Below are 24,057 nucleotides of genomic sequence, written 5' to 3'. Positions count from 1 at the left end.
CTTGTCAGCGGTAGCCGACTCCTGCCACCGAGTACATGGGCTCACCGACCACCACGGCCCCGCTCTCGACCAGTTTCTCGATCTCCTCTGTGGACAAGCCGGCCTCGGAGAGGATCTCACGGGTGTACTCGCCATGGCCTGTGGCACGGAGGACATCGTGCGGCTGGTGCTCGCTGAACGAGGCCAACCGATGGGGGAGCTGGGTGGAATTGCCGTCGGGCCAGACCAGCTCGACGACATGGCCGCTGGCGAGGTGTTCTGCGTCGTTGACGACTTCTCGGAAGTCTCGCGCTCTCGTCGCCACCCCGTTGACGGCTGCGGCCCGATCCGCAGCCTGCGCGGTGGTGAGACCCGCCAGCGTCGTCTCGAGCTGGGCAACGAGCCGGTCGTCATCGGCGTCGGCGATGAGTCCGGCTCTGGCGGCGCTCTCGGAGGAACGCAGATGGAGGCGCACCCACCCGTCTGCGCATCGGTAGAACCGAGAGAGCGGATGTGGACCGGGGTAGTCGCGCCCGCCCACCTCCGCTGGTGGTCGATCGGCATAGCGCACGAGTTCGCCGCTCTGCATGTAGGTCGCGGCCGTCGCCAAGGTCGACTCGACATGTTGGCCGCCTCTGCCCACTGCGCGCTGGTACAGCGCCGCGACGGTGCCGTAGGCGGCTAGGCAGGCCACGGCAACGTCATTGATTGCGAGGGTGGAGAAGACCGGCTCAGCTTCGCCGCCTTGCGCCTTCATGATCCCGGTCAACGCTTGGACGACCGGGTCATAGCCAGGTGACCCGCCCAGAGGTCCGCCGGCGCCGTAGCCGGTGATCGAGGTCGTGACGATATCGGGGTTGGTCTGCCGCAAGGTGGCGTCGTCGATACGAAGCCGCTCCAGGACTCCCGGTCGGTAGTTGTCGAGGACGACGTCACTGCCCTCGACCAGACGCAAGAATGCCGTATATCCGTCCGGGTCGCGAAGGTCGATGCCCAGCCCGCGCTGGCCGCGCGCGATACCGTAGCCGCGCAGTCGCATCTCATCGCCCTTAGTGGTCTCGACCTTCAGCACATCCGCGCCGAGCGCGCTGAGCAGCATTCCCGCATAGGGACCGGCCAGCACCGTGCCGAGGTCGAGGACTCTGATCCCGTCCAGGGGTCCGGTCCCGGTGATCGAGTGCAGAGCTGGTGGGGCGCTGGGCTCATCCCGTTCCGGCCACGCGGCGGATTCGACGAGGCGCCTGGGCCTCGGTGTCCCGAGGCCTCCGCGTGACAAGTCGACTCCGGGGCCGCCGATGACCGCGGGACCGACAAGGGGGTCATCGAACTCCAGGCGCAGACCCAGCGCAGCGACCTGAGGATGGTCGAGCCAATCATCGCGATCGCCGACCGGGCTCACGGGGCATCCCGCTTCCGTGAGCTCTGCCAGCCACGCGGCCCGCGGCTGTTGGAGGAATGCCTCGGCGAGACGGCTGCGGACCCAGTCTCGATGATCGGGGTGGTAGAGGTTCTCGCGGACGCCGTCGATCCGAGCGTCGGTCAAGATATCGAGCGTGCCGAGGTGGTCGAAGGCGATGTCCTGGAACTTGGCACCGAGCGCGCCGAGGAAGAGCCACTCGTCGTCCGCGCACCGGTACGTTCCGAAGGTCGGGTTCGGCCCACCCGGACCGACGCTGGTGTCGGGAAGGGGCTCGCCGGGGGTGACGAGCATCGTCGTGATCGCTGCCACCATGGAGCCATGTAGAGAGTCGACGACGACGCGCTGCCCGCGCGCCGTCGTGGCTCGACCGATGAGCGCGGCGATGCCTGCCGTCGCCCCCCACGTGCCGTGCATATAGGCGAGGAACGGATAGACGCCATCGACCGGCCCGCCTCCGAAGGAGGTCTGCCGCCGGGCCACCCCGTAGTCGGCCGCGACCATCCGCTCGCGGGTATGAGGGTCGAGGTCGAGGTCCTCGCACCATTCAGGCAGATGCAGGTGAACGGGACCGATCGATGGCTCTCCCTCCACGTCCAGCCCGAGGAAATGCGCTGTCTCCGAGTCCGACGTGATGATCAGATCGGAGCCGGCCACCAGCTCGCGCCCCGCGTCCCTCGGGATGATCGTCTTGTTGCGATGCCACGCCACGGCGCCTGGGAGATCGGTGTCCGCGTGGTCCTCCAGACGTATCACGGTGGCGCCGACATCACCCATCGCCATGCCCGCGACGGCCCCGGCAATGCCTCGCGAGGCGTCGAGGATGCGGACATCATCGAGTGCGGGTCGTTCATTCTGCATCGACACGAGAACCTCTTCAATGATGCTCAAGTTAACTTCTAATGTCCATCATGCCATAGGAGGACTGCCGGTCAGCGCGTGTGGGTCAGGACACCGTGACACCTGCGAGCGGCCGCGTCAGCTCATCCGCCCATCAGATTCGGGAGCCATAGCACGATCTGGGGGAAGGCCAAGAAGAGCACGATGAGTCCGAACAATGCGCCCACGAAGGGGAGCACTCCGATGAAGACCTCGGTGGTCGGTCGGGAGGTGACGCGCGCGACGACGAAGGCTGTCAAGCCCAGCGGCGGCGAGAGTAGCCCGATCTGCTGCATGAGGACGATCATCACCCCGAACCAGATGAGGTCGACCCCCAGCGCCGAGACGACCGGAACGAGGACGGGTACGGACAGGAACATCAGAGCTGCTTCGTCCATGAAGGTGCCCATGAGCATGTAGAACAGGCAGATACATACCACGATCACGATCGCCGGGACCTCCAGCCCGCTGACCCAGGATGCGAGAGTCGGTGTGACGCGGCTGATCGAGAGGAAGTAGCCGAACATGTAGGCGAAGATGATGATGGTCATGACCATCGTGGTGGTGACCACGGCGCCGGTCAGCGACTCCTGGATTCGAGACCAGGAGAGTTGCCGTCGCGCGGCGGCGATGAGCGCAGCGCCGACCGCGCCGATAGCCGCGGTCTCGTTGACCGTGGCCCAGCCGCTATAGATGGAGATCGTGATGATGGCGAAGAGCGACAGCAGCGGGATCGCGATCTTGAGTCCCTGGAGCTTCTCGGTCATCCGATAGCGTTGTCCTGCGGGAAGCTGGTCCGGGTGGCGCCAGGCCTTCACCAGCAGCACGCAGACGATCAGCAGCGCGCTGAGGATCCCGGGGACGATACCGGCGATCAACATGGTCCCGGCACTCACTTCGGCCATGAACGCGTAGAAGATCAGTGCCAAACTCGGCGGGATCATGACGGCCAGTGTGCCGCTGACGCTGATCAACCCGGTGGCGAGCCGCGATGAATAGCCGGCTGCAACGAGCGGGGGGTACGCGCTCTTGCCGAAGACGGACGCGCTGGCGATCGTCGACCCCGACATGGCGCCGAACATCGCCCCTCCCCCCACGGTCGCGATCCCCAGGCTGGCCGGCACCCGGCCCAAGATGATGCGGATCGCGGCGAAGAGATCGTCGCCGATGGTCGACAACACGATGAAGTGCGCCATCAGCAGGTAGAGAGGAACAGCCACGAGCGACACGTGCGAGGCGTTGGTGTAGGGCACGGTCTCGAACATGGTCAGGACGAGATTCCAGCCACCGATGGAGTAGAGCCCGACGAGTGCGGCGACTCCGATCGAGAAGGAGACGGGCACCCCGATCAAGAGGAGCGTGAAGAGCAGGCACAGCACGAGGAATACGGTCATCGTCTCGCTTTCGTCACGGAGAGGGGACCAGGAGTCAGTTCACGCCGACGGAGGCGGCCGCGTCCGGATCGTCGGACTCTGGATCGTCGAGGGCATCGCCGGCAAGAAGCTTCAGCATCGAGCGGATGACAGCGAGACTCGCCCCTATGGGCAACAGCACGTAATGCGTCCAGAGCGGCCAGGGAAGCGTTCTCTCGCCGGTGTATCCCGCAGAGAACGCCTCCGATGTCGCCCGCAGTCCCGCGTACGCCAGAATCGTGAACAAGACGATTCCCACAAGCTCCCCGACGAAGCCGAAGACACGATTCCATCGCCGGCTCAGATGCGTGGTGATGACATCCAGTGCGATGTGTGCGTTGAGCCGGTGCGCATAGGCGAGCGAAAGGAAGATGGCAGCCGCGAACACGTAGAGACCGGTGAAGTTATAGAGCCACGCGAAGGTCTCGTTGAAGAACCGCCGACGGATCATATCCACGAGAAGGAGGAACGCCAGGATGCCGACTCCGAGTCCGGCCATCATGGCGAGTGCCCGCTCGATCGGCCGCACCCACCGGTCGACGGCTCGCACGGCGGTGATGAGCGCGGAAGTAGATCGGTCCACAGCGTCGTCCTTCTTCACGGAGATGAGTAGCGGTCGTCAGCCAGGCATCGGCACCGGCCGGATCATGGCCCGAGTCGCTCGGCTCCCTCGAGATATTCCTCGATGACCTTCTCTCCGTACTCTCGTTTCTCCTCCGGGAGCTCCTCGGTGATCCAGGCCTCGCGAGTCTGGGCCGTTGCCTCAGCGAACTCACCCTTCTCATCGTCGGAGAGATCATGGATCGTCACGCCGGCCTGCTCCATGGCCTCCCGGCCCGCGGTCGTCTGCTCGTCCATGGCCTGGCAGTACCGTTCGATGCTCTCCTCGCTTGCTTGGGTGAAAGCATCCTGGACGTCGGCTGGCAGCGAGTCCCAGGTGTCGATGGACATCGCGTACGGGGCCACCGAGCCGCCGAGACTGGCACCCGCAGTCGAGTAGTCGATGACCTCTTCGAGGCTGTAGGTCATGACGGTCGACATGCCCAGCAAGGTGCCGTTCACTGTGCCGCGCTGCAGACCTTCGTAGCGGCTGGGCGTACCCATGGAGACGGGAGCGCTGCCAAGGGCTTCGGCGACACTCGAGATCGCGCCACCCGAGACGGCCAGGGTGAGCCCCGATGCATCATCGGGATGGGACACCGGCCGGTCGGTCGTCATCAGCTCATAGGCCGGTGTGCCCTGCGGGAGGAGAGGGTGGAGCCCTACTTCCTTGTACTCATGCTCGTAGATGGCCGATCCCGGACGACTGGCCGCGTAGAAACCCCAACTGCTCTCGCACGCGGTCTCGGTGAGTCCGGGAAGGCCGCCCACGCTCGACAGCTGCAACAGCTCTGGGGTGTAGGGCGCGTTGATCATCGCGATATCAGCGACGCCGGAACGTGTGAGCTGAAGCAGATCGGCAGCCGCCCCGAGTTGCTCGGAGGGGTAATAGTCGAAGGTGACCTGTCCATCGGTGAGCTCGGTGACGCGATCCATCCAGGGCTGAGTGCCTTCGATCACGGCGACGTGCTGGGGCGGAAGCCAGTCGGCGACGGACAGGGTGATCGTCCCGTCGTCGCTGCCTCCCGCGCCGCAGGCCGCTGTCAATGCGACAGCGGCGGGGAGTGCCAGCCAGACACAGCGGCGTCCCATCATGTGTTCCTTTCACGTGCGTTGCGCCGACGAGGAATGAGCGTCCCGCCCAGCATTCAAGAAGTTATGTTGCTGTCGTACTATAGTGACTTGTAACCGAAATGCAACATGTGAAGCAGTACTCGGGTTTCGACCGGTAGCATGCCGCCTGTCGCCGCCCTGTCGACAGAGCCGAAGATGGAGGAGTGGATGGTCCGCGAGCTGGAGCACTGGATTGACGGACGAGCGGTACCGCGGGGTGATCGGCGCGCGTTGACCGTCGAGGGGCCGTTGCGACGCGAGCCGGTGGCGCGGCTGACGCTCGGAGATTCCGCGGATGTCGACAGCGCGGTGGCCGCCGCGCGGCGTGCGGCACGGGAGTGGGGTGACCTGGCGCCGGTCGAAAGGGGCCGGATACTCACCGACGTCGCCCGGCGCCTGCGCCAACAGGCTGACGAGTTCATCGATGTGGAAGTCGAGGAGACCGGGAAGCTCGTCGCCGAGATGCGCGGTGGGTTGGGCGTCGCCGCCGACTACTTCGAGTACTACGGCGGTGTCATCCGTGCTCTGTTCGGTCAGACGATCGATCTGGGGGCCGGCGACCACGCATTCACGACGCGCGAGCCTTACGGCGTCGTCGCGATGATCACGCCATGGAACGGCCCGCTCACCCAGGCCGCGCGGGGGATGGCAGCGGCGCTCGCTGCGGGTAACGCTGTGGTGATCAAGCCCTCCGAGTTCACCTCCAGCACCACCGTGATGTTGGCTCGGCTATGCCAGGACGCGGGTGTTCCTCCAGGCATCGTCAGCGTCGTGCTCGGTACCGGCGCCGAGGTCGGCGCGGCATTGGTCGATCATCCCGATGTCCGGCTGGTGGCGTTCACGGGATCGGTGGAGACCGGCCGAATGGTGGCGGAGGCCGCGGCTCGGCGGCTCATCCCGACGATCCTCGAGCTCGGTGGAAAGTCGGCCAATGTGGTGTTCTCCGACGCCGATCTCGATCGAGTCGTCGACAGCGCGTTGACGATCTGCGTCGGCGCCGGTCAGCAGTGCGCGGCACTGAGCCGGCTCTTGGTTCACGAGGATGTGCATGACGAGCTTCTCGAGCGGGTGCGCACCGCGGTAAGCGAACGGATTCCCGGCGAGCGTCTGGCACCGATGACGACCGAGGCCCAGTTCGAGAAGGTGGTCGGCTACTTCGCGATAGCCGAGCGTGACGGCGCTCGCCTCGTGGCCGGGGGTCGTGCCGCCGAGGGTGACCTCGCGAAGGGGCGGTATGTCGAGGCGACGGTGTATGCCGATGTCACACCCGACATGCGGATCTTCCGTGAGGAGATCTTCGGTCCGGTTCTGGCGGTGACGCGCTTCAGCAGTGAGGAGGAAGCGGTACGCCTTGCCAATGATTCCGATTACGGACTGGTCGCGAGCGTCTGGACCGACGACTCTGCTCGTGCCCTGCGCGTGGCTTCACGATTGGATGCCGGCCAGGTGATGGTGAACGGCGGCCGGACGGGAATCGAGACCCCGTTCGGCGGATACAAGGCCAGCGGTCTCGGGCGGGAGAAGGGATTCGAATCGCTGATGCACTATACCCAGCTGAAGACCACGGTGGTCTCTACTCGGTGATGCTCGGCGAGAGGGCGAGACGATGGTGACGATCTCCGGTCGGGCCGTGAGCGGAGTCGGCCTCGGCTGCATGGGCATGAGCTTCGCCTACGGGGATGATACTGCCAGCGACGATCCCCGGGTCGTCCTCGGCATCGCGGCGCAAGCTGGGACGGCGGAGCGCGCGATGATGCTGGATACCGCCGATGTCTATGGCCCGTTCCACAATGAGGAGCTGCTCGGCCGCGTGCTGTCGCATGTCGAGCGCGAGCGGGTGCTGGTCGCCAGTAAGGCGGGATTGATCGCCACCGGCGATGGCAATCGCACCCGGATCGATGCTCGACCCGAACACCTGAGGGAGGCGGTGGACGCGAGCCTGCAGCGGCTCCGGATGGAGCGGATCGACCTGCACTATCTCCACCGGGTCGATCCGAGCGTCCCCATCGAGGAATCCTGGGGAACTCTGGCGGAGATGGCGACGGCCGGCAAGATCGCCGCGTTAGGACTCAGCGAGGTGGGCGTCGATGAGCTGGAACGGGCTCAAGCGGTGCATCCAGTCGCTGCGGTGCAGTCGGAGCTGTCGCTCTTCCGTCGCGCCCAGTTGGCCGAGGTGGTGCCCTGGTGCGAGCGGAACGGCCTGGTCTTCGTGGCTTACGCACCCCTCGGCCGGGGATGGTTGACCGGCGCGGTCAGCCCCGCGACTCGGTTCGGTGAGGATGACTTCAGAAGTCGACTGCCGATGTTCGCTCCGCAGGCGATACTCGAGAACCAGTCGTTGCTCGCCGAGGTGCGCGCCATCGCGGAGCGGCGGCGCGTGACGGCGGGTCAGGTCGCGTTGTCGTGGTTGTCGGCCCAGAGCCCGGCGATCGTGGCGATTCCCGGCACCCGCCGGATCAGCCGGCTGTGGGAGAACCTCGACTCGCGGCGACTGCGTCTGGACTCCGATGAGCTTGATCGACTCTCGGGGGTCCCCGAGCCGCGTCAACCGCGCTACGCGGAGAGCGCACGATGACCGCGATGAACTATCGACTGCTCGGCCGTAGCGGGCTGCGTGTATCCGATGTCGGTCTCGGCACGATGACCTTCGGCGCCACCACTGGCTGGGGCGTGTCGGCCGAGACCGCCCGGGGTCTCTACGAGAGCTACCGTCAGGCGGGTGGCAACTACATCGATACGGCGAACCAATATGCCGGTGGGCGTAGCGAGGAGATCGTCGCGGATCTGGTGACGGGCCACCGTGAGGAGGTGGTCATCGCCTCCAAGTACACCAACTCGGCGCCTCGCAACGGTGACGCGAATGCCGGCGGCAACCACCGCAAGAACATGGTCCAGTCGATCGAGGGAACGTTGCGGCGCCTCCGGACCGACTACGTCGATCTCTACATCGTGCATTCCTGGGATCTGCTGACCCCGGTGGACGAGGTCATGCGCGCCCTCGACGACCTCGTCCGGGCGGGCAAGATCCTCTACATCGGAGTCTCCAACACCCCAGCGTGGGTCGTCGCGAAATCGAACACACTGGCGGAACTGCGGGGGTGGACGTGCCACATCGGACTTCAGATCGAGTACCACCTGCTCGGAAGAGCCGCGGAGGCGGAGTTCTTTCCGATGGCTGCCGATCAAGGTCTGTCGGTGCTCGCGTGGTCGCCATTGAAGAACGGAATCCTCACCGGTAAGTACGCGATGGGAAGCGGTCAGGGTTCACGGCTGGCCACGCCGATGTGGAACTCCTCGAGGTTCGACTGGGCAGCCCCGGGCGATCTCGCTGAATCGGTTCTCCCAGTTCTCTTCGATACCGCGGCGGACCTCGACGTCACTCCCGCTCAACTGGCATTGGCGTGGTTACGTCATCGCCCCATCCACGTCGTACCCATCCTGGGAGCCACCTCGATCGCGCAGATGGATGAGAACCTGGCCAGCATCGAGATCCGTCTCAGCGATGAGCAGGTGAATCGACTAGACGAGGCGAGCGCCGTGCCGCTGGACTACCCGCATCACTATCTGGCCAGCCCGATGGCCCGGTCCTTCCGCTCGGGAGGACTGTACGAACGCATCTCGCGTTGACGACATCCCATCCGCGAGGTCGACGGTGGCCACGCCGACACAATTATGTTAATAATCTATTTACTATTGTCTTCGTCGAGAGCGTGCCGCGCTCGACCCGTGGTGAGGTAGGTAGTCTCGTGTCGCGTCGCGCCCAGATCGCCATGTCCGAACAAGAGGTCTTCGAGTTCCTCGACAGTCAGATGCTCGGTGTGTTCGGAAGCATCGGGCCCGACGGAGCCCCTCACCTGGTCCATATGGGGTTCATGGTCGAAGATCGGGAGATCGTCGTCAGCTCCTTCGCTGCGGCGCAGAAGATCAGGAATCTCGAGCGCTCCGACAAGGCTAGTTTCCTGGTCGAGACATCCTGGCCCTATGCCGAGATCCGCGGCGTGATGCTGACAGGCGAGACAAGGATCGTCCGGGACACCGAGACCGTCATCGACGTGACGACGCGCATGCGTGAGAGGCACAGGGCGATGAGCGGGTCCGACGAGGGCACCCCGGAGATCGATATCGCGCGCCATGCTCCCAAGCGTGTCGTCGTGTACCTCACACCGGGACGTATCAGAAGCTGGGACCACCGTCGACTGGGTGGGAGCTACTGACGATGGCGGGCCCAGGAGGCCACAGCCGAGCCTGGTACACGGACGGTCCTGAGCAGGTAGCCGACGGTGTCGTTCGGATCCCGATGGCGGTCGGGGTCGAGGAGCTGCACGCCGTGAACCTGTATGCGCTACGTGCCCATGACGGAGCGATGGACCTCATCGATGCCGGGGACGCCAGCGCCGCGACGCCGGACGATCTCGACAGGGTCCTACGTTCGCTCGGCTCAGGCATCGACGAGGTGCACCGGATCTTCGTCACGCATAGTCACCCCGACCACTACACGCTTGCTCCGTTGATCCGCCGCAGGTCGGGCGCCACGGTCTACCTGGGCGAAGGGGAGCAGCCCAATATCAACGAACTGAACCGGTTGATCCGCGGTGAGCGCGAAGTCCAGATCCACGCCGATCTGAAGCGTGTCGGCGGCACCGTCTTGATCGACGAGTTGGAGCCAGAGCGCCTCGCCCGGCCCGGTGTCGGCAGTGCGGTCGAGGCACCCGATGTCTGGGTGGCGGATGGTCAGGAGTTCGACGCCGGTGCGAGCACCTTGGCCGCGATCGCCACCCCGGGCCATACCCGAGGTCATCTGGTGTTCCACGAGAGTGCCCGAGGTCTCTATTTCAGCGGGGACCACGTGCTGCCACGGATCACGCCTGCGGTGGGCTTCGAATCGGCACCCGTGGCGATGGCATTGGCCGACTATCTGCAGTCGCTGCGGCGTGTGCTCCACCGCCCCGACGGCATGCTGTTGCCCGCGCATGGGCCTGTCACTCCGTCGATCCATGCCCGGGCCCGGGAGCTTCTCGAGCATCACGAGGCCCGCCTGGCGATCACGCTCGACGCCGTCGACGACCGCGGCTCGACTCCGTTCGAGGTCGCGCATCGTCTCCGGTGGACCCGTCGTGACCGGTCGTTCTCGAGCCTGCATCCCTGGCACCGTCTTCTCGCCTCGACCGAGACCGCAGCGCATCTCGATGTGCTGGTCACCCGGGGTATGCTCCAGCGATCCACCAGTCTCGACGGGCCCGACTCCTATCGTCCTCGTGGAGGGGCTCATGTGGCTTGATCGAGATGAGGCGGTGCTCCGCTCCGTGATCGAGCGGAACGCCGATCATCATCCGGAGCGATCGGTGATCGTGTTCGAGGGCGGCGAGACATGGAGCAGTATCGAGACTCTGGCCGAGGCCTATGGGGCAGCCGAGGTGCTGGCCTCACTCGGCGTCCGGCAAGGCTCGCGTGTGGCGATCATGCTGCCCAACGGCCCGGACTTCGTTCGTGCCTGGTGGGGGGCCCGATGCCTGGGAGCGGCGATCATGCCCGTCAATCCCGCGCTGCGGGGCCGCATTCTCGAACACCCGCTGAGGCTGGCGGAGCCAGATCTCATCGTGATCTCACCCGAGCAGGTGGCGACCCTCCGGTCCGAGCTCGCACCTTATCGGACCGCGGATCCCCTCTTGTTGCGTGAGAGATCCTTCGCGAAGCCTCGGCTGGAACGCCCCGTCGAGCTGGCCGATCCTGACGTGGTGCTGATGACCTCGGGGACCACCGGGCCGTCCAAGGTGTGGTCGTCGACCGTCGCACAGGCATCGACGACAGGTGCGTATGTGCGCGATGGCGATCTCACCGACGAGGATCGGTTCCTGATCGATCTTCCGCTGTTCCATACCGCTGGCCTCGGCGTCATGGCCGGATGTCTGCGCTCCGGGACGTTGGCAGTCCTTCGAGGACGCCCCACCCTGTCACGCTACATCGAGATCGCACGTGAGCTGGAGGTGACGGCGACCTTCCTGGTGGGCTCGATGGGTGCCAAGCTCATGGCGCTGCCCGAGTCGCCCACCGATCGCGATCACCGGATCCGGCTGATGGTGATGGCACCGCTGCCGCCCGATCCATCACGGTTCGTCGAGCGCTTCGGCATCGAGCGGATCATCACCTCCTTCGGAAGCACCGAGACGGGTGGCCCCCTGGGAACCGGCGATCACCGGGGTCTTCCATCGCCGGGCTCGGTGGGACGAGAACGCCGAGGCTATGGCGAGTACCGGTTGGTCGACGGGCATGGAGACGACATCGCCGCGGGTGAGGTCGGAGAACTGCTTCTACGGCCGGCCTCCTCCGCGGTTGCCGCCGGGCACTATCTCAAGGATGAGGCGGCCACTGCGCAGGCGTGGCGCGACGGTTGGTTCCATACGGGCGATCTCTTCCGTCGCAATGGCGACGGTGAGTACTTCTGGGTCGGTCGCGACCGGGATACCATCCGCCGGCGGGGCGAGAACATCTCCGCCTACGAGGTCGAGCAGGAACTGCTCATGGAGTCCGAGGTGGCCATGGCAGCCTGCGTCGGCGTCGAAGCTCGCGATGATGTGGGCATCGAGGTCAAGGCCTTCCTCGTGCCCGCTGACGGGGTGACGGATATCGACCTCGGCGCGATCGGGGACAGGCTGGCCGACCGTCTGCCGGGTCACATGGTTCCCCGCTTCTACGAGGTCATCACAGAGTTGCCGACGACGCCCACGCAGAAAATCCAGAAGTTTGAGCTGGCTTCGCGGCTGTTGAACGAGCACACCTGGGATCGGGTGTCGCGCTCGTGGGTCGTGCAGGCCCGACAGGCCGCTTCGGGAGATATCGCAGTGCCTCACAGCAGGAGGAGTACATGAGACAGAGACATGATGAGACCGACGTGCTCGCGGGCCTTCGCGTCCTGGATCTCGGCCACCATCTCGCGGGACCCATGCTGGGCATGTTCCTCGCCGATCATGGTGCCGATGTGATCCGTGTCATGGCGCCCGGCCACGAGTCCACGGTGAGCGAAGCAGCCCTGGATCGGAACAAGCGCCGGGTCCGCCTCGACCTGAAGTCGCCGACGGGGCTCGCACAGGCTCGCGACCTGGCAGCGTCCGCTGATGTCGTGATCGAGAACTTCCGGCCCGGCGTGATGAGCCGACTGGGCATCGATCCCCAGCGTGCGCTCGACGATCAGCCGCATCTCATCTGGTGCTCGCTCCCGGGCTTCCCTCGTGATGATCCGCGATCTGATGTGCCCGCCTGGGAGGGTGTCGTCGCATCAGCCGCCGGCCTCTATCCCGCCCGCCACGGCGAGATCGATGGAGGCCCTGTATTCAGCGCCTTGCCGATGGCGTCGTCGTTCGCCGCGTTCATGGCCGCCCACCGGGTGGCGGGGGCCCTGTTAACGCGTGCCAGGGGTGGACCGGGGGAGTGGATCGAGGTCTCGCTCTATGAAGCGGCCTTTCAGGCGATCGGTTCCTACGCCGAGGTCCCGGTATCGCGCAAGACCGATAATCCTACGTACGCGATGATCCACCGACTCCTGGAGACCGCGCCTGCCGCCGACGGTCGCCATGTCTACTTCGACAGCCCGTTGCGGGGTCTGCAGGTCTTCCTCGACCGCTATCTTCCGCAGTATCGGCTGCTTGAGCTCGACGGCGCCGGAGCGGCTCGTCTGGCGAGTGACGTCCGCGCGCTGATCGCGACGCGACCGGCCGCCGAGTGGGAGCGCATCGGTCAGGAGGAGGCCCAAGGCGCCCTCGGTCTGTGTCAAAGCGTCCAGGAATGGCTCGCCGACGAGCATGCGCTGGCCAGCGAGACCGTCGTGACCGTGGACGACCCGGAACTCGGCACGACGCGTCAGCCCGGGGCAGCGGTCAGGCTCTCGCAGTCGCCTGCCCGCGTCCGCTGGGCTCGGGGTGCTCGGGATTTCCTGATCGGTGACGACATCAGCTGGGAAGCGTCCGGCTTCGTCCCCCGGCAGATATCGCACGATGGGAGGGAAGCGCCACTCGCAGGTGTACGGATCTTGGACTGTGCCACGCTTCTCGCGGGCCCCACGACCACCAGAGTGCTGGCACAGTACGGCGCGGACGTGATCAAGGTCGACAACGCCGGACTCGCTGCGGGGGCGGGCGATCCGCTCACCGATGACCGCTCGGCCTTCCACGGGTACAGGACGGTCAGCAGTGGAAAGCGGACAGCCTTTCTCGACCTCAAGAGCGAACACCTCGGGGGAGTGCTCGCCGACCTTCTTCGCAGCGTGGATGTCGTGCATCACAACTTCACACCCGATGCCGCGGGCCGGCTCGGTCTAGACCCTGACAGTGTGCGCGCGATCCGACCATCGGCAGTGTGCTCCACGATGTCGTTGCATTCGCACGGAGGCTTCCGTGGCGAGTACCGAGGACATGAGCCGCTGGCACAGATGGCCACGGGTATGGGGGTCCGCGCCGGCGGCGAGGGATCTCCCCGCATGTTGGGCGTCGTCGTCAACGACCATGCGGCCGGACATCTGAACGCATTCGGTGTGATGCTCAGCTTGCTCCAGCGTCAGCGGACCGGCGCGGTGCAGGACGTCAATGCTTCGCTCTCGAGAACCGCCACGCTGCACCAATTGCCGTTCGCCATCGGCTTCGATGGCCGTACCTGGGAGGAGCCGAGCGGCCCGGAGTCCTGCGGATGGTCTCCTGTCGATCGGCTCTACCGGGCTATGGACGGCTGGTTCTATCTCGCCGGCCCCGAGGGCGATGCGGCGTCCCGATTGGCACGTATCCCAGGTATCGACCAGAGCATCATGGGTGACGACGAGCTCCTCGGCGCTCGGCTCGAGGACTTCTTCGCCGGCTGGTCAGCCGCCGACGCCGTGGAGGCAGCGGTCGCAGCAGGGTTCGGCGCCCATCGCTATGTTCCGGTCCTGGAGCTTCTCAGCGATACATCGGCGCACGAGCGGGGCCTGCTGACCATCATGGAGCACCCGGGCCTCGGCAAGGCGTTGGGCATCGGCCATCCGGTCTTCGGACGCTGTACCGAGGACGAAGAGAAGACCTATCTCTCGGCGCGACGGCCGGGACTCGACACCATCGATCTGATCGAGGAACTCGGTCACGGCGAGTCGCTCGCGGAGCTCCTGCGTTCCGGCGCGGCTGCGCTAGGGGAGAACTCCTTGGTGAACGACAGCTTGTCCCATGGGTACTGGGAGGGGCGCAAGATCGAGGCGTATGCCGAGCCGGAGCGCCTAGCGCCGGCGATCAGGCTGATCGCCGGTGTGCCGCGGGCTCATGATGTCGAGTGACGTGCGGTCGATGGCCGCGCTCCGGGCGCCGCGGATGCCTCCGCTTCGATGATGTCGGCGGCGATCCAGGCGAGTGCCATGGTGGGGGCGTTGTTGTTGCCGGAGGGCTGATCGCGGAACACCGATGCATCGACCACGCGCAGCCCCCGGGTGCCCCGCACCTTCAGCGACGCGTCGACGACATCATCGGGGTCCGGTCCCATGGCACAGGTGCCGAGACCGTGGGCACCGGCGTTCCCGCTGTTGATGCCGTACTCGATGATGTCATCGTCGGCGACCAGCTGTGGTCCTGGCTGCAGCTCCTCCACGACATGCTCCGCGATCGGCCCTGTGGCCATCACCTCGCGTGCCTTGTGGAGCGCCTTGACCAGCATGCGTCGATCCTCGTCGGTGCTGAGGAAGTTCGGTTCGAGTCGAGGCGGGTCGTCGAGATGCGGACCGGTGATATGCAGCGATCCCGCGCTGGTCGGGTACATCGGCAGAGCCACGAACTTCGCTCCCGGCTCCTTGTCCACGACCATGCGCCCGCTCATCGGATTCACGGCGGAGGTGGAGATCGGGGTGAAGAAGGCCTGAGTGTCGGGGTGCTCGGAATCGGGATCTGACTTGTAGATGGCGCTCAGGGCGTAACCACCGTGAGCGATCACGCCTCTGCGTGAGAACAGATACTTGAATCCCGTCCACAGATAGCGCAGCCGTGACGACGCGCTGCTGTTGTAGCCGCGTACGCCGGCGAGTCGGTACTGAAGCAGGATCCCGCGATGCTCCTTGAAGTTCTCTCCGACGCGAGGGCTGGCCACTCGGACGGGGACTCCAGCCGCTGTAAGCACCTCGGGATTGCCGATACCGGAGCGTTCCAGCAGCAAGGGCGAGTCAAAGGCGCCACCGCACACCAAGACTTCGCGTCGAGCTGAGTAGCGCACTGTCGACTCCCGAAACTGGCATGACACCCCGGTGACTCGATCGCCGTCCCAGGTGAGTTCTTCGGCTTCGGTGTGGGTCGCCACCGTGAGATTGCGGCGCGATCGAATCGGCCGCAAGAAGGCCCGTGCCGCACTCATGCGGGTGCCTCGGCGGGTATTCGAGGCCACATAGGAGACTCTCTCTTCCCCGCTGTCGTTCATGTCTTCGCGGAACCCGACCCCATGTCCGGCGAAGGCGGCGATGACGGCCTCGCAGGTCTCTTCGGGCGGCCTCGCGATCTCGATATCGACGGGTCCTTCGCCTCCGCGCACATCGCTGGCCCCGAGCTGGTGGCGCTCGATCTCGCGGAATGCGGTGAGGAAGCGCTGCCAGTTCCAACCTGGATTGCCCGCCTTCTCCCAGGCGTCGTAGTACGGCGCCCAGCCACGATTCCACACCAGGCCGTTGATGGTCGTGGAGCCGCCGAGGACCCTGCCGCGCGGGAGCCTCTCGACATGGCCGTCGGCAAAGGCGGTGGTAGCGAAGGTCTTGGCGTAGTTCGGGTTCGAGAGCGTGAAATAGAAGCCCTTCGGCACCAGATGCATCACATGAGAATCTCGGCCGCCCGCCTCGATCAACAGCACCGATGTGGTGGGGTCCTCCGAGAGCCGATTGGCCAGGATGCATCCGGCTGCGCCGGCGCCGACGATGATGTAGTCGAAGGTCGAGTTCGAGCGGGCACGGTGGCGAGTCATGGTGCACTGTCCTTTTGTGTCGGTGCGTGATGATCAGCGGAGGCCTAGCCGGCGAGTGGGAGGACGTCAGCGTGTCTCCGCGAGCGCCGGGTCACCGAGCGTCGTGAGACGCTCGGTGACCCGGCTTCAGCACCCGGCTCCGTGGAAAAGCGCCGTGTACGAGGACAAGCGTGCGCGGAGAAGCCACGGCGGGATGTATCTCAGCTCAAGATGAAGCCGCGGTAGCCCTCATCGCGGACAGCGTTGAGCCGCTGCACGAACTCGGGCAGCGAACCGAGGTAGGCGACGTAAACGCGCGGCTTGCCCTCGATGTTGTCGCCGAAGAAGATCGACTTAGCGGTGGCTTGCAGGGTGCCTGCCGCCGCATCCACGACATCCTGGGTCCACAGCCGCTCGGCCTCGGGGTCCGCCTCGATTCGGCCCCACGGGTGGGTGAAGATGTCGTTGATCACGGTGGCCATCCATTCGATCACCGGCTCGGCGCAGCGCGGGCCGTTGCCGTGGCCCCCCTTGCCGTGCGGACCTCCCATGATGAAGAAGTTCGGGAAGCCGGCCACCTGGATACCGAGGTAGGTCTTCGGGCCGTCCTTCCACTTTTCGCGAAGCGTGGCGCCGTTCAATCCCTCGATGTCGATCTGATTGAGCGCCCCGGTGAAGGCGTCGAATCCGGTGGCCAGGACGATGATGTCGAACTCCATCTCACCATCAGCGGTGCGGACCCCCTTCTCGGTGAACTCCTCGATGGGATTCTCCTTGAGGAGGATGAGGTCGACATTGTCGCGGTTGTAGGTCTCGTAGTAGTTGGTCTCGCACGGAACTCGCTTGGTGCCGAAGTAGTGGTCATCGGGGATGACCTTGTCGGCGATAGCCGGATCGTTGATCCGCTCGCGGATCTTACTGGCGAGGAAGTCGCAGTAGATCTTGTTGGCCTCGGCGTCATAGGCGAGATCGTTGTAGAGGCCGATCCACTTGGTGAAGCCCGGCGAGTTCCAGGCTTCCTCATACCGCGCGTCCCGCTCATCAACCGAGACATCGGTCGACTTCACCGGGTCCCAGCTGTGCAGGAAACCGCTGAAGGAGTTGCGCAGCTTCTCGAACATCTCCGGGTAGCCGTCACGGATCTCGGACATGTCCTCATCCGAGAGTGGACGGTTGCGTAGGGGAACGGCCCAGTTCGCGGTGCGCTGGAAGACGGTGAGATGTCCAGCGGTCTTGGCCACCTCCGGGATCACTTGGACTCCGGTGGCCCCGGTGCCGATGACGGCTACTCGCTTGCCTGTGAAGTCGACTTTCTCCTTCGGCCACATCGCGGTGTGATGCCATTCGCCCTTGAAGTTCTCCAACCCCGGGATGTTGGGGAAATTCGGGTCAGAGAGAATGCCGGTCGCAGCCACCACGACTTTCGCACGGTAGCGGGTGCCCTCGGTCGAGACCAGGTCCCACGTGTCGGTCGACTCATCGAAGACCATACTGGCGATCCGGGTGTCGAAGTCGACGTCCTTGCGGATCTCGTGCTTGTCAGCAACCCGGTTGTAGTACGCCTCCAGCTCCGGTTGGCTGGCGAACATCTCCTTCCACTGCCACTCGTCGAGCAGCTCCTTATCGAAGGCGTACTGGTAGCTGTAGCTCTCGGAGTCCAAGCGTGCACCTGGGTAGCGGTTCCAGTACCAGGTGCCGCCCACGCCTGAGCCCGCCTCGATCACGCGGACAGACAAGCCGAGCTCGCGCACCGTCAGCAGTTGATGCATACCGGTGAGGCCGGCGCCGATGATGACCACATCGTACTCACGGACCTCGGGCGTCCGCGCCGTGTCTGATTGGGTCGCGACTTCGGTCATCTTGTCCTCCATGGATCCGAAAGGTTGGTTCGTTGCTTCGACAAAAATTTCAACACAACTGACAATACGTACTCAACATAGTATGCCTGATGGTGGCTCATGCAAATACCGGTGCTGGGGGCACTTGTGAGGGTGATCCACAGTGATGTTAGATTTGTCCTCGAGCATAGTTTCAAGCCTTGGAGGTTGGACAGTGAGGGTAGGTATCATCGGTGCCGGCATGTCGGGACTCTACTTTGCCTACCACTTGGGTGAGGCTGGGATTCCCTACCGGATCTTCGAGAAGCGCGAGGCGCCCGGTGGGACGTGGCATGACAACAACTACCCCGGTCTCCACGTGGACGTCATCACGAGAAGCTACGAGTTTCCGTTCGCGCGCAAGAACTACTGGTCGAAGCGGTACGCCCCCGGCTCGGAGGTCCAGCGTTACCTGACGGAGTTCGCGCGCGAACAGAAGATCAACCCGAATATCCGCTTCGCTACCGAGGTCCGCGCTGCGACCTGGGAGGGCGAGTCCTGGGTCTTGACCCTCGACGGCGGTGAGACGGAGACGTTCGATGTCGTCGTGGCCGCGACCGGCTTCCTGCGGGTACCCAAACAGCCCACCTTCCCGGGCACCGACACCTTCGCCGGCGCCAGCTTCCACTCCTCGGAGTGGGATCACGACCTGGATCTGACAGGCAAGCGCATCGGTGTCGTCGGCACCGGTTCCAGCGGCATCCAGATCGTCAGCGAGCTCGGCAAGCAGGGACACCGAGTCAAACACTTCATCCGCACACCACAGTGGATCCAGGTGAAGGAGAACCCGAAGATCTCGCTGGTGGAGCGGCTGCTGTTGCGAGTACCGGTGCTGGCGGGGCACTGGGACCGCAAGATGGCGGAGCTGCGGCTGGCCACGGACGGTCCCGAGGCTTGGAAGCTGTCCCCCGGGCCGGAGCGCGACGAGATGAACAGGCGGTTCCGCGACAAGCTGGTCGAGGAGATCCCCGATCCCGAGTTGCGGGAGAAGCTCACGCCGAAGGAGCCGCTCGGATGCAAGCGCATCCCTAAGTCGCCCGACTATTACCGGGTCGTGCAGCTGCCGAACGTCGAGCCGGTCTTCGGCGGTATCCAGCGGGCGGAGGAGGGCGGGCTGGTCGACGCCGATGGCGGTCTCCACGAGCTCGACGTCATCGTCTACGCCACGGGGTTCGACACTCACGCCTACATGCGGCCCATGGACGTCATCGGTCCGGACGGTCTCACCATCGACAAGATGTGGAGCGAGGGCGTCTACTCCTATCGGGGCGTCGCCCTGCCCGGTATGCCGAACTTCTTCCTGCTCAACGGTCCATTCGCTCCGGTGAACTCCGTTGCCATTCCGACATGTCTGCGCGACGAGGTCGGATTCCTGATGAGACTGCTGGAGACCATCAAGGCCGACGGACTTCCTCTGGCGCCGACAGAGCGGGCTACCGAGGCCTTCTGCAATGGAGTTCGTCAGGCCCTTCCCGAGACGACCTACTCCCTGTGTGACAACTGGTACACGGACCAGGGGGGAACGCCGATCATCTGGCCCTTCAGCCGGCAGGAGCACGCCGACCAGTACGCCGCCGTGTCGCTCTCCGACTTCGAGCGTTACCCGGCCCGTGGCGGTGGGGTCCCGGCGGGCTCCCCCACGTAGTCGACGACCTAGGACTCCTGATACACCGACGAGAAAGTTGACACCAGGACTGTGGCCACCACCAAGGGAACCGAAGACCGCACAGAGGCGACCAAGCCAGGCGCGCTGGAAGGCGTCCGCGTCGTGGAGGTCGGCGATCGGCTCGGAGAGTATTGCGGTCTCGTGCTCGCCGGCCTGGGAGCAGAGGTCATCAAGGTCGAACCGCCGGGTGGCGCCAGCAGCCGGCAGATGGGTCCTTTCGTCGGCGACACGCCCGACGCCGAGCGGTCACTGCATTTCTGGGCGTACAACCGGGGCAAGCGCTCGGTGGTGTTGGATCTGGATACCGACGAGGGACGGGACGGCCTGCGCCAGTTGGTCGGGGCGAGCGAGGTGTTGCTCGATGCGAGCCCACTCGGCTATCTGGAGGAACGCGGACTCGGCAGTGATCGACTGCGAGAAGACGACCCAGCGTTGATCGTCGGGCGGATCACGCCCTTCGGCGAGAAGGGTCCACGTAAAGACTGGAAGGCGACCGACCTGGTTCATCTGGCGCTCGGCGGCCAGGTGATGAACAACGGATACGATCCGGACCCGAAGCGGCGCTACGATCTGCCGCCGATCGCCCCACAGCTGGACCACGCCTACGCGGTGGCGGGAGAGCAACTCGCCTTCACCCTCATCGCAGCGCTCATCCGACGTCGTCGTACGGGCAGGGGACAGCACCTTTCCTGTGCGATCCACGAGGCATTGGCCAAGAACACCGAAGGCGATCTGATGTCCTGGGTCTGTCTCCGGACCCCGTTCCATCGTCAGACGTGCCGGCATTCGGCTCCGGATATCTCGATTCATCGCTCGATCTTCCAGACGAAGGATGGTCGATGGATCCTCGCCTCGACACGGAACGCCAAGCTCCTCGGGCCGTTCTTGGAGGAATACGGCATCGGTGACGAGATCAGTGACGGTAGCGACGAGCGCTCGAAGGACTCGCGCGTGCTGCCGGGCATGGAGGGCGGCGCGGCGCGCAATATGGACGCGGTCGAGCACACCATCCGACGCTACCTCTTCGAGGATGTGCCGTGGCGCGAAGCGCAGGAAGCCGGGCTCATGTGGGTGCCGGTTCGTAAGCCTCATGAGAACGCCTACGACGAGCACTGGCTGCGCCGAGGCACGTACAGCGATGTGCGGCACCCTGAGCTCGACACGACCCTGCGCTATCCCACGAGCAAGTGGATCGCCAGCGAGACGGCCTGGGCCAATGATCGCCCCGCACCGCAGCTGGATGAGGACAAGAACCTGCGTCTGACGATCAGCCCACGCGCCGCAGAACGACCACGGTTGACGATCCCGGCCGATGAGACGCTATCGGTCCACGGCACTCCATGGGCGCTGGAAGGCGTTCGTGTCCTCGATTTCAGCTGGATGCTGGCGTCGGCGGGAGCGACGCGGTTCCTGGCCTCTCTGGGTGCCGATGTCATCAAGGTCGAATGGCACAAGAACCTCGACCCGCGCCGCGGAGGCAATCCGGTCGGCGGCCGAGAGGCACGAGAGAAGGCAACGGGACCCGTGCCCTCGCAGTGGCCGGCCGACCTGGGCGGACCAGTCGGTGCTCAGTACAACAACAAGAACCCTGGAAAGCGCGGCATCTCGCTCAATGTGAAGCATCCGAAGGGGCTCGAGCTGGCCCGACGGATGGTCGCCGAAAGCACCGTGGTGGCAGAGGGCTTCTCACCTGGCGTCATGGAGAGCTGGGGGCTCGGTTACGAGGATCTTCGCACGATCAAGTCCGACATCATCTACGCCAAGCAGTCGGGCATGGGTACCTTCGGTGCCTACGGACGCTTCCGTACCATCGGCCCGGTCGCTCAGGCGTTCGCGGGCACCTCGGAGATGAGCGGGCTCCCCGATCCGTTCCCGCCCGCCGGTTGGGGGTACTCCTACCTTGACTGGTACGGCGCATACAGCTTCGCGCTGGCGATCATCAGCTCCCTGCATCACCTCGAGGTGACCGGCCAGGGACAGGCCATCGATGCCTCGCAGAGCGAGGTGGGGCTCTTCATGACCACCGTGCCGACATTGGACTATCAGGTCAACGGACGTGTCTGGCAGCGGGAGGGCAATCGTTCGCCTTACGCCACGGCTGCCCCAGAGGGGCTTTATCGTGTGCAGGGTGAGGACCGATGGATCGCCATCAGCTGTCAGAGCGATGACGATTGGGTCGTCCTGGCCAAGGAAGCCGGGCACCCGGAGTGGGCCGAGAACAGCGCCTTCGGCACGGCCGAGGCCCGTCATGCCCACCGCGTCGACCTCGACCGACTGATCGACGAATGGACGCGAGAGCACGACGGCTTCGACCTGATGAACCGGCTCCAGGGAGCCGGCATCGCGGCCGGCATCGCCCAGACCGCTCAAGATCGCGTCGAGAACGACCCGCAACTCCGGGAGCTTGACTGGCTCACCGAGCTCGATGCGACCAACTTCGGCCGGTGGCCGGTGGCCGCGCCCTCGGTGCGGATGAGCGACACCCCCCAGCATGCCGGTGGGCGAGTCGATGCCGGGGCTCCGACCTACGGCGAGCACAATTACGAGGTCTACGAAGAACTGCTGGGACTCTCTCGCGACGAGGTCGATGATCTGGCCGAGCAAGAGGCCATCTGATGGCGTCGGAGGCGTTGGGCGGAGCGATCCGAGGACGAAGCGCGATCGTCGCCGTGGGGAACACCGAACAGGGAACTATCCCCGGCATATCCGCGGATGAGCTAGCTGTGGAGGGGCTGCGTATCACCCTCGCCGAGGCCGGAATCGCCAAGTCGGAGATCGACGGCCTCATCACCTGCAAGTCCTTCGGCGGCTTCGGGATCGACACCGAGATCGGACGCCTGGCGGGTCTCAATCCTGCCTACAGCGCCACGCTCGATTACGGCACCTGCAACTTCTCGCTACACCTGGCGTGCGCGGTGATCGACGCCGGATTGGCCTCCGTGGTCGCGATCGTCTACGGAACCAACCAGCGGAGCGCGGGGAATACGTTCTCTCATGCGTTGGGACGCGTCGACGAAGCCTCGGTCTACGGATTCCTCAACGTCGCGGGTCCTGCCGCCATGGCCTTTCGCCGACACCAGCACGAGTACGGCACGACCGAGGCCGACCTCGCGGAGATCTCGGTCTCCCAGCGCAAGTACGCCGCGGACAATCCGCTGGCGATCTTCCGCGACCGTCTGACGGTCGACGACTATCTCGCCGCTCCCTATCTGGTGGCCCCGCTGCGCCGCCCGGACTTGTGCATGATCTCCGACGGGGCCGCTTGCCTGATCGTTGCACGTGCCGATCGCGCGCGTGACCTCACACAGAGCCCCGTGAGCGTGATGGGCATCGCTCAACAGACGGGACTTCGCGATCGGCAGAACGCCGATCAGTGGATGCGACCGTGGATCCAGCAGGTGGCTGATCGCATCTACCCGGCGGCGGGGGTCGACCGCGACGATATCGATGCGCTCTACATTCAGGATCCGACGAGTATCTGGGTACTGCAGATGCTCGAATATTACGGCTTCGTGGAGCCCGGCGGTGTGGGAGATGCCTTCCGTAGTGGCGATGTGGGGTTCGGGGGGAGGCTGCCCCTCAACACCAACGGCGGTCAGCTCTCGGAGGCTTATATGTGGGGGTTCTTGCATCTGTGTGAAGCGGTCCGACAGCTGCGGGGAGAAGCAGGCGCACGCCAGATCGATGGACTAAACACTGCTCAGTACTGCTCCACCTTCGGCTTCATGAAGGCTGCCAGCACCATCTTGTCCACGGAGGCGGCATGACCCTCGAGACCCCCGAGGAGCACGATGGCGTGCGCTTCTGGACCGAGGCCGAAAACGGCCGGTTGGTCTTCCAGCGCTGCTCGGACTGCCGATATCTACGATGGCCGGCGGCAGGAGTCTGCCCGGAGTGCCTGAGCCGGAGCTTCAACTGGGAGGACGTCGAGCCCGTGGGCACCGTGTGGAGCTATGTCGTCTACCACCGCGCCTACGCTCCTCACCTCAGGGAACGCGTTCCCTACAGTGTGGCGTTGATCGAGCTCGACTGTGGGATTCGGCTGCTCAGTACCCTGGACGGCTTCGCCGAGGACGCTGACCCCATGGGCACTCGTGTGTCGGCCAGCTTCCAGACCCTGGGTAAGCACCAGGCGGTGCCGGTCTTCTCTGCGCTGGAGACCGCGTGATGTGGTCCGACACCGCCCGG

At 65.0% G+C, this 24,057-nt stretch carries 17 protein-coding genes; 11 read left to right on the top strand and 6 right to left on the bottom strand.

Going from position 1 to position 24,057, the window contains the following annotated elements:
- Positions 1–4: 4 nt before the first annotated feature.
- The 4 genes from JL108_RS11390 to dctP all read right to left on the bottom strand — a co-directional run bounded on the left by JL108_RS11390 (position 5) and on the right by dctP (position 5,379).
- Positions 5–2,257 carry a CoA transferase gene (locus tag JL108_RS11390; RefSeq protein WP_240190970.1) on the bottom strand — a complete coding sequence of 751 codons (2,253 nt, stop codon included), beginning with the start codon at positions 2,255–2,257 and terminating at the stop codon, positions 5–7.
- Between the two features lie 122 nt (positions 2,258–2,379).
- On the bottom strand, positions 2,380–3,669 hold the full coding sequence (locus tag JL108_RS11385; protein WP_205198390.1) for a TRAP transporter large permease: 1,290 nt from the start codon (positions 3,667–3,669) through the stop codon (positions 2,380–2,382).
- 34 nt (positions 3,670–3,703) lie between these two features.
- On the bottom strand, positions 3,704–4,270 hold the full coding sequence (locus JL108_RS11380) for a TRAP transporter small permease (protein ID WP_205198389.1): 567 nt from the start codon (positions 4,268–4,270) through the stop codon (positions 3,704–3,706).
- Positions 4,271–4,332: 62 nt separating this feature from the next.
- Positions 4,333–5,379 (bottom strand): TRAP transporter substrate-binding protein DctP, encoded by a 1,047-nt coding sequence (dctP, locus tag JL108_RS11375; protein WP_205198388.1) that lies wholly within the window; start codon positions 5,377–5,379, stop codon positions 4,333–4,335.
- Positions 5,380–5,520: 141 nt separating this feature from the next.
- Here dctP and JL108_RS11370 point away from each other — a divergent pair, with 141 nt between their 5' ends.
- The 7 genes from JL108_RS11370 to JL108_RS11340 all read left to right on the top strand — a co-directional run bounded on the left by JL108_RS11370 (position 5,521) and on the right by JL108_RS11340 (position 14,689).
- Positions 5,521–6,984 carry an aldehyde dehydrogenase gene (locus tag JL108_RS11370; RefSeq protein WP_205198387.1) on the top strand — a complete coding sequence of 488 codons (1,464 nt, stop codon included), beginning with the start codon at positions 5,521–5,523 and terminating at the stop codon, positions 6,982–6,984.
- A 46-nt stretch (positions 6,985–7,030) separates the two neighbouring features.
- Positions 7,031–7,975, top strand: a complete 945-nt coding sequence (locus JL108_RS11365; RefSeq protein ID WP_205198386.1) for an aldo/keto reductase — start codon at positions 7,031–7,033, stop codon at positions 7,973–7,975.
- Between the two features lie 5 nt (positions 7,976–7,980).
- Positions 7,981–9,027 (top strand): aldo/keto reductase, encoded by a 1,047-nt coding sequence (locus JL108_RS11360; RefSeq protein WP_205198385.1) that lies wholly within the window; start codon positions 7,981–7,983, stop codon positions 9,025–9,027.
- 119 nt (positions 9,028–9,146) lie between these two features.
- Positions 9,147–9,614, top strand: a complete 468-nt coding sequence (locus JL108_RS11355; protein ID WP_205198384.1) for a pyridoxamine 5'-phosphate oxidase family protein — start codon at positions 9,147–9,149, stop codon at positions 9,612–9,614.
- 2 nt (positions 9,615–9,616) lie between these two features.
- Entirely contained in the window at positions 9,617–10,678 is a 1,062-nt protein-coding gene (locus JL108_RS11350; protein WP_205198383.1) for an MBL fold metallo-hydrolase, read from the top strand.
- 13 nt (positions 10,679–10,691) lie between these two features.
- Entirely contained in the window at positions 10,692–12,266 is a 1,575-nt protein-coding gene (locus tag JL108_RS11345) for an AMP-binding protein (protein WP_205198382.1), read from the top strand.
- Positions 12,263–14,689: a CoA transferase gene (locus JL108_RS11340; protein WP_205198381.1), complete on the top strand. Its 2,427-nt coding sequence runs from the start codon at positions 12,263–12,265 to the stop codon at positions 14,687–14,689. Before JL108_RS11345 ends, JL108_RS11340 begins: the two co-directional genes overlap by 4 nt.
- On the opposite strand, the gene JL108_RS11335 is transcribed toward JL108_RS11340, so the two are convergent.
- Together JL108_RS11335 and JL108_RS11330 are read right to left on the bottom strand one after the other, a co-directional pair.
- Positions 14,674–16,347 (bottom strand): GMC family oxidoreductase, encoded by a 1,674-nt coding sequence (locus JL108_RS11335; protein ID WP_205198380.1) that lies wholly within the window; start codon positions 16,345–16,347, stop codon positions 14,674–14,676. The genes JL108_RS11340 and JL108_RS11335 overlap by 16 nt on opposite strands.
- A 200-nt stretch (positions 16,348–16,547) precedes the next feature.
- Positions 16,548–18,185, bottom strand: a complete 1,638-nt coding sequence (locus tag JL108_RS11330) for an NAD(P)/FAD-dependent oxidoreductase (protein WP_205198379.1) — start codon at positions 18,183–18,185, stop codon at positions 16,548–16,550.
- 193 nt (positions 18,186–18,378) lie between these two features.
- On the opposite strand from JL108_RS11330, the gene JL108_RS11325 reads away from it, so the two are divergent.
- From JL108_RS11325 to JL108_RS11310, 4 genes are all read left to right on the top strand, one after another.
- Positions 18,379–19,848, top strand: coding sequence for an NAD(P)/FAD-dependent oxidoreductase (locus JL108_RS11325; RefSeq protein WP_205198378.1), 1,470 nt, complete (start codon positions 18,379–18,381; stop codon positions 19,846–19,848).
- A gap of 51 nt (positions 19,849–19,899) precedes the next feature.
- Positions 19,900–22,485, top strand: coding sequence for a CoA transferase (locus tag JL108_RS11320; RefSeq protein ID WP_205198377.1), 2,586 nt, complete (start codon positions 19,900–19,902; stop codon positions 22,483–22,485).
- Positions 22,486–22,592: 107 nt separating this feature from the next.
- Positions 22,593–23,636, top strand: a complete 1,044-nt coding sequence (locus JL108_RS11315) for a thiolase family protein (protein ID WP_205198376.1) — start codon at positions 22,593–22,595, stop codon at positions 23,634–23,636.
- A complete protein-coding gene (locus JL108_RS11310) occupies positions 23,633–24,037 on the top strand; it encodes a Zn-ribbon domain-containing OB-fold protein (RefSeq protein ID WP_205198375.1) in 405 nt (134 codons plus the stop codon). The genes JL108_RS11315 and JL108_RS11310 overlap by 4 nt, the downstream gene beginning before the upstream one ends.
- Positions 24,038–24,057: the final 20 nt, after the last annotated feature.

Source organism: Aeromicrobium sp. YIM 150415 (assembly GCF_016918125.1).
Lineage (GTDB): Bacteria > Actinomycetota > Actinomycetes > Propionibacteriales > Nocardioidaceae > Aeromicrobium > Aeromicrobium piscarium.
The sequence above is the reverse complement of the archived record's forward strand: the minus strand, read 5'-3'. Positions and strand labels throughout refer to the sequence as shown.

What these genes read in the sequence shown, in the direction of transcription:
- JL108_RS11390 (WP_240190970.1), bottom strand. Translation starts at nt 2,257, where the DNA reads ATGCAGAATGAACGACCCGCACTCGATGATGTCCGCATCCTCGACGCC.
- JL108_RS11385 (WP_205198390.1), bottom strand. Translation starts at nt 3,669, where the DNA reads ATGACCGTATTCCTCGTGCTGTGCCTGCTCTTCACGCTCCTCTTGATC.
- dctP (WP_205198388.1), bottom strand. Translation starts at nt 5,379, where the DNA reads ATGGGACGCCGCTGTGTCTGGCTGGCACTCCCCGCCGCTGTCGCATTG.
- JL108_RS11370 (WP_205198387.1), top strand. Translation starts at nt 5,521, where the DNA reads ATGCCGCCTGTCGCCGCCCTGTCGACAGAGCCGAAGATGGAGGAGTGG.
- JL108_RS11360 (WP_205198385.1), top strand. Translation starts at nt 7,981, where the DNA reads ATGAACTATCGACTGCTCGGCCGTAGCGGGCTGCGTGTATCCGATGTC.
- JL108_RS11350 (WP_205198383.1), top strand. Translation starts at nt 9,617, where the DNA reads ATGGCGGGCCCAGGAGGCCACAGCCGAGCCTGGTACACGGACGGTCCT.
- JL108_RS11340 (WP_205198381.1), top strand. Translation starts at nt 12,263, where the DNA reads ATGAGACAGAGACATGATGAGACCGACGTGCTCGCGGGCCTTCGCGTC.
- JL108_RS11335 (WP_205198380.1), bottom strand. Translation starts at nt 16,347, where the DNA reads ATGACTCGCCACCGTGCCCGCTCGAACTCGACCTTCGACTACATCATC.
- JL108_RS11330 (WP_205198379.1), bottom strand. Translation starts at nt 18,185, where the DNA reads ATGACCGAAGTCGCGACCCAATCAGACACGGCGCGGACGCCCGAGGTC.
- JL108_RS11310 (WP_205198375.1), top strand. Translation starts at nt 23,633, where the DNA reads ATGACCCTCGAGACCCCCGAGGAGCACGATGGCGTGCGCTTCTGGACC.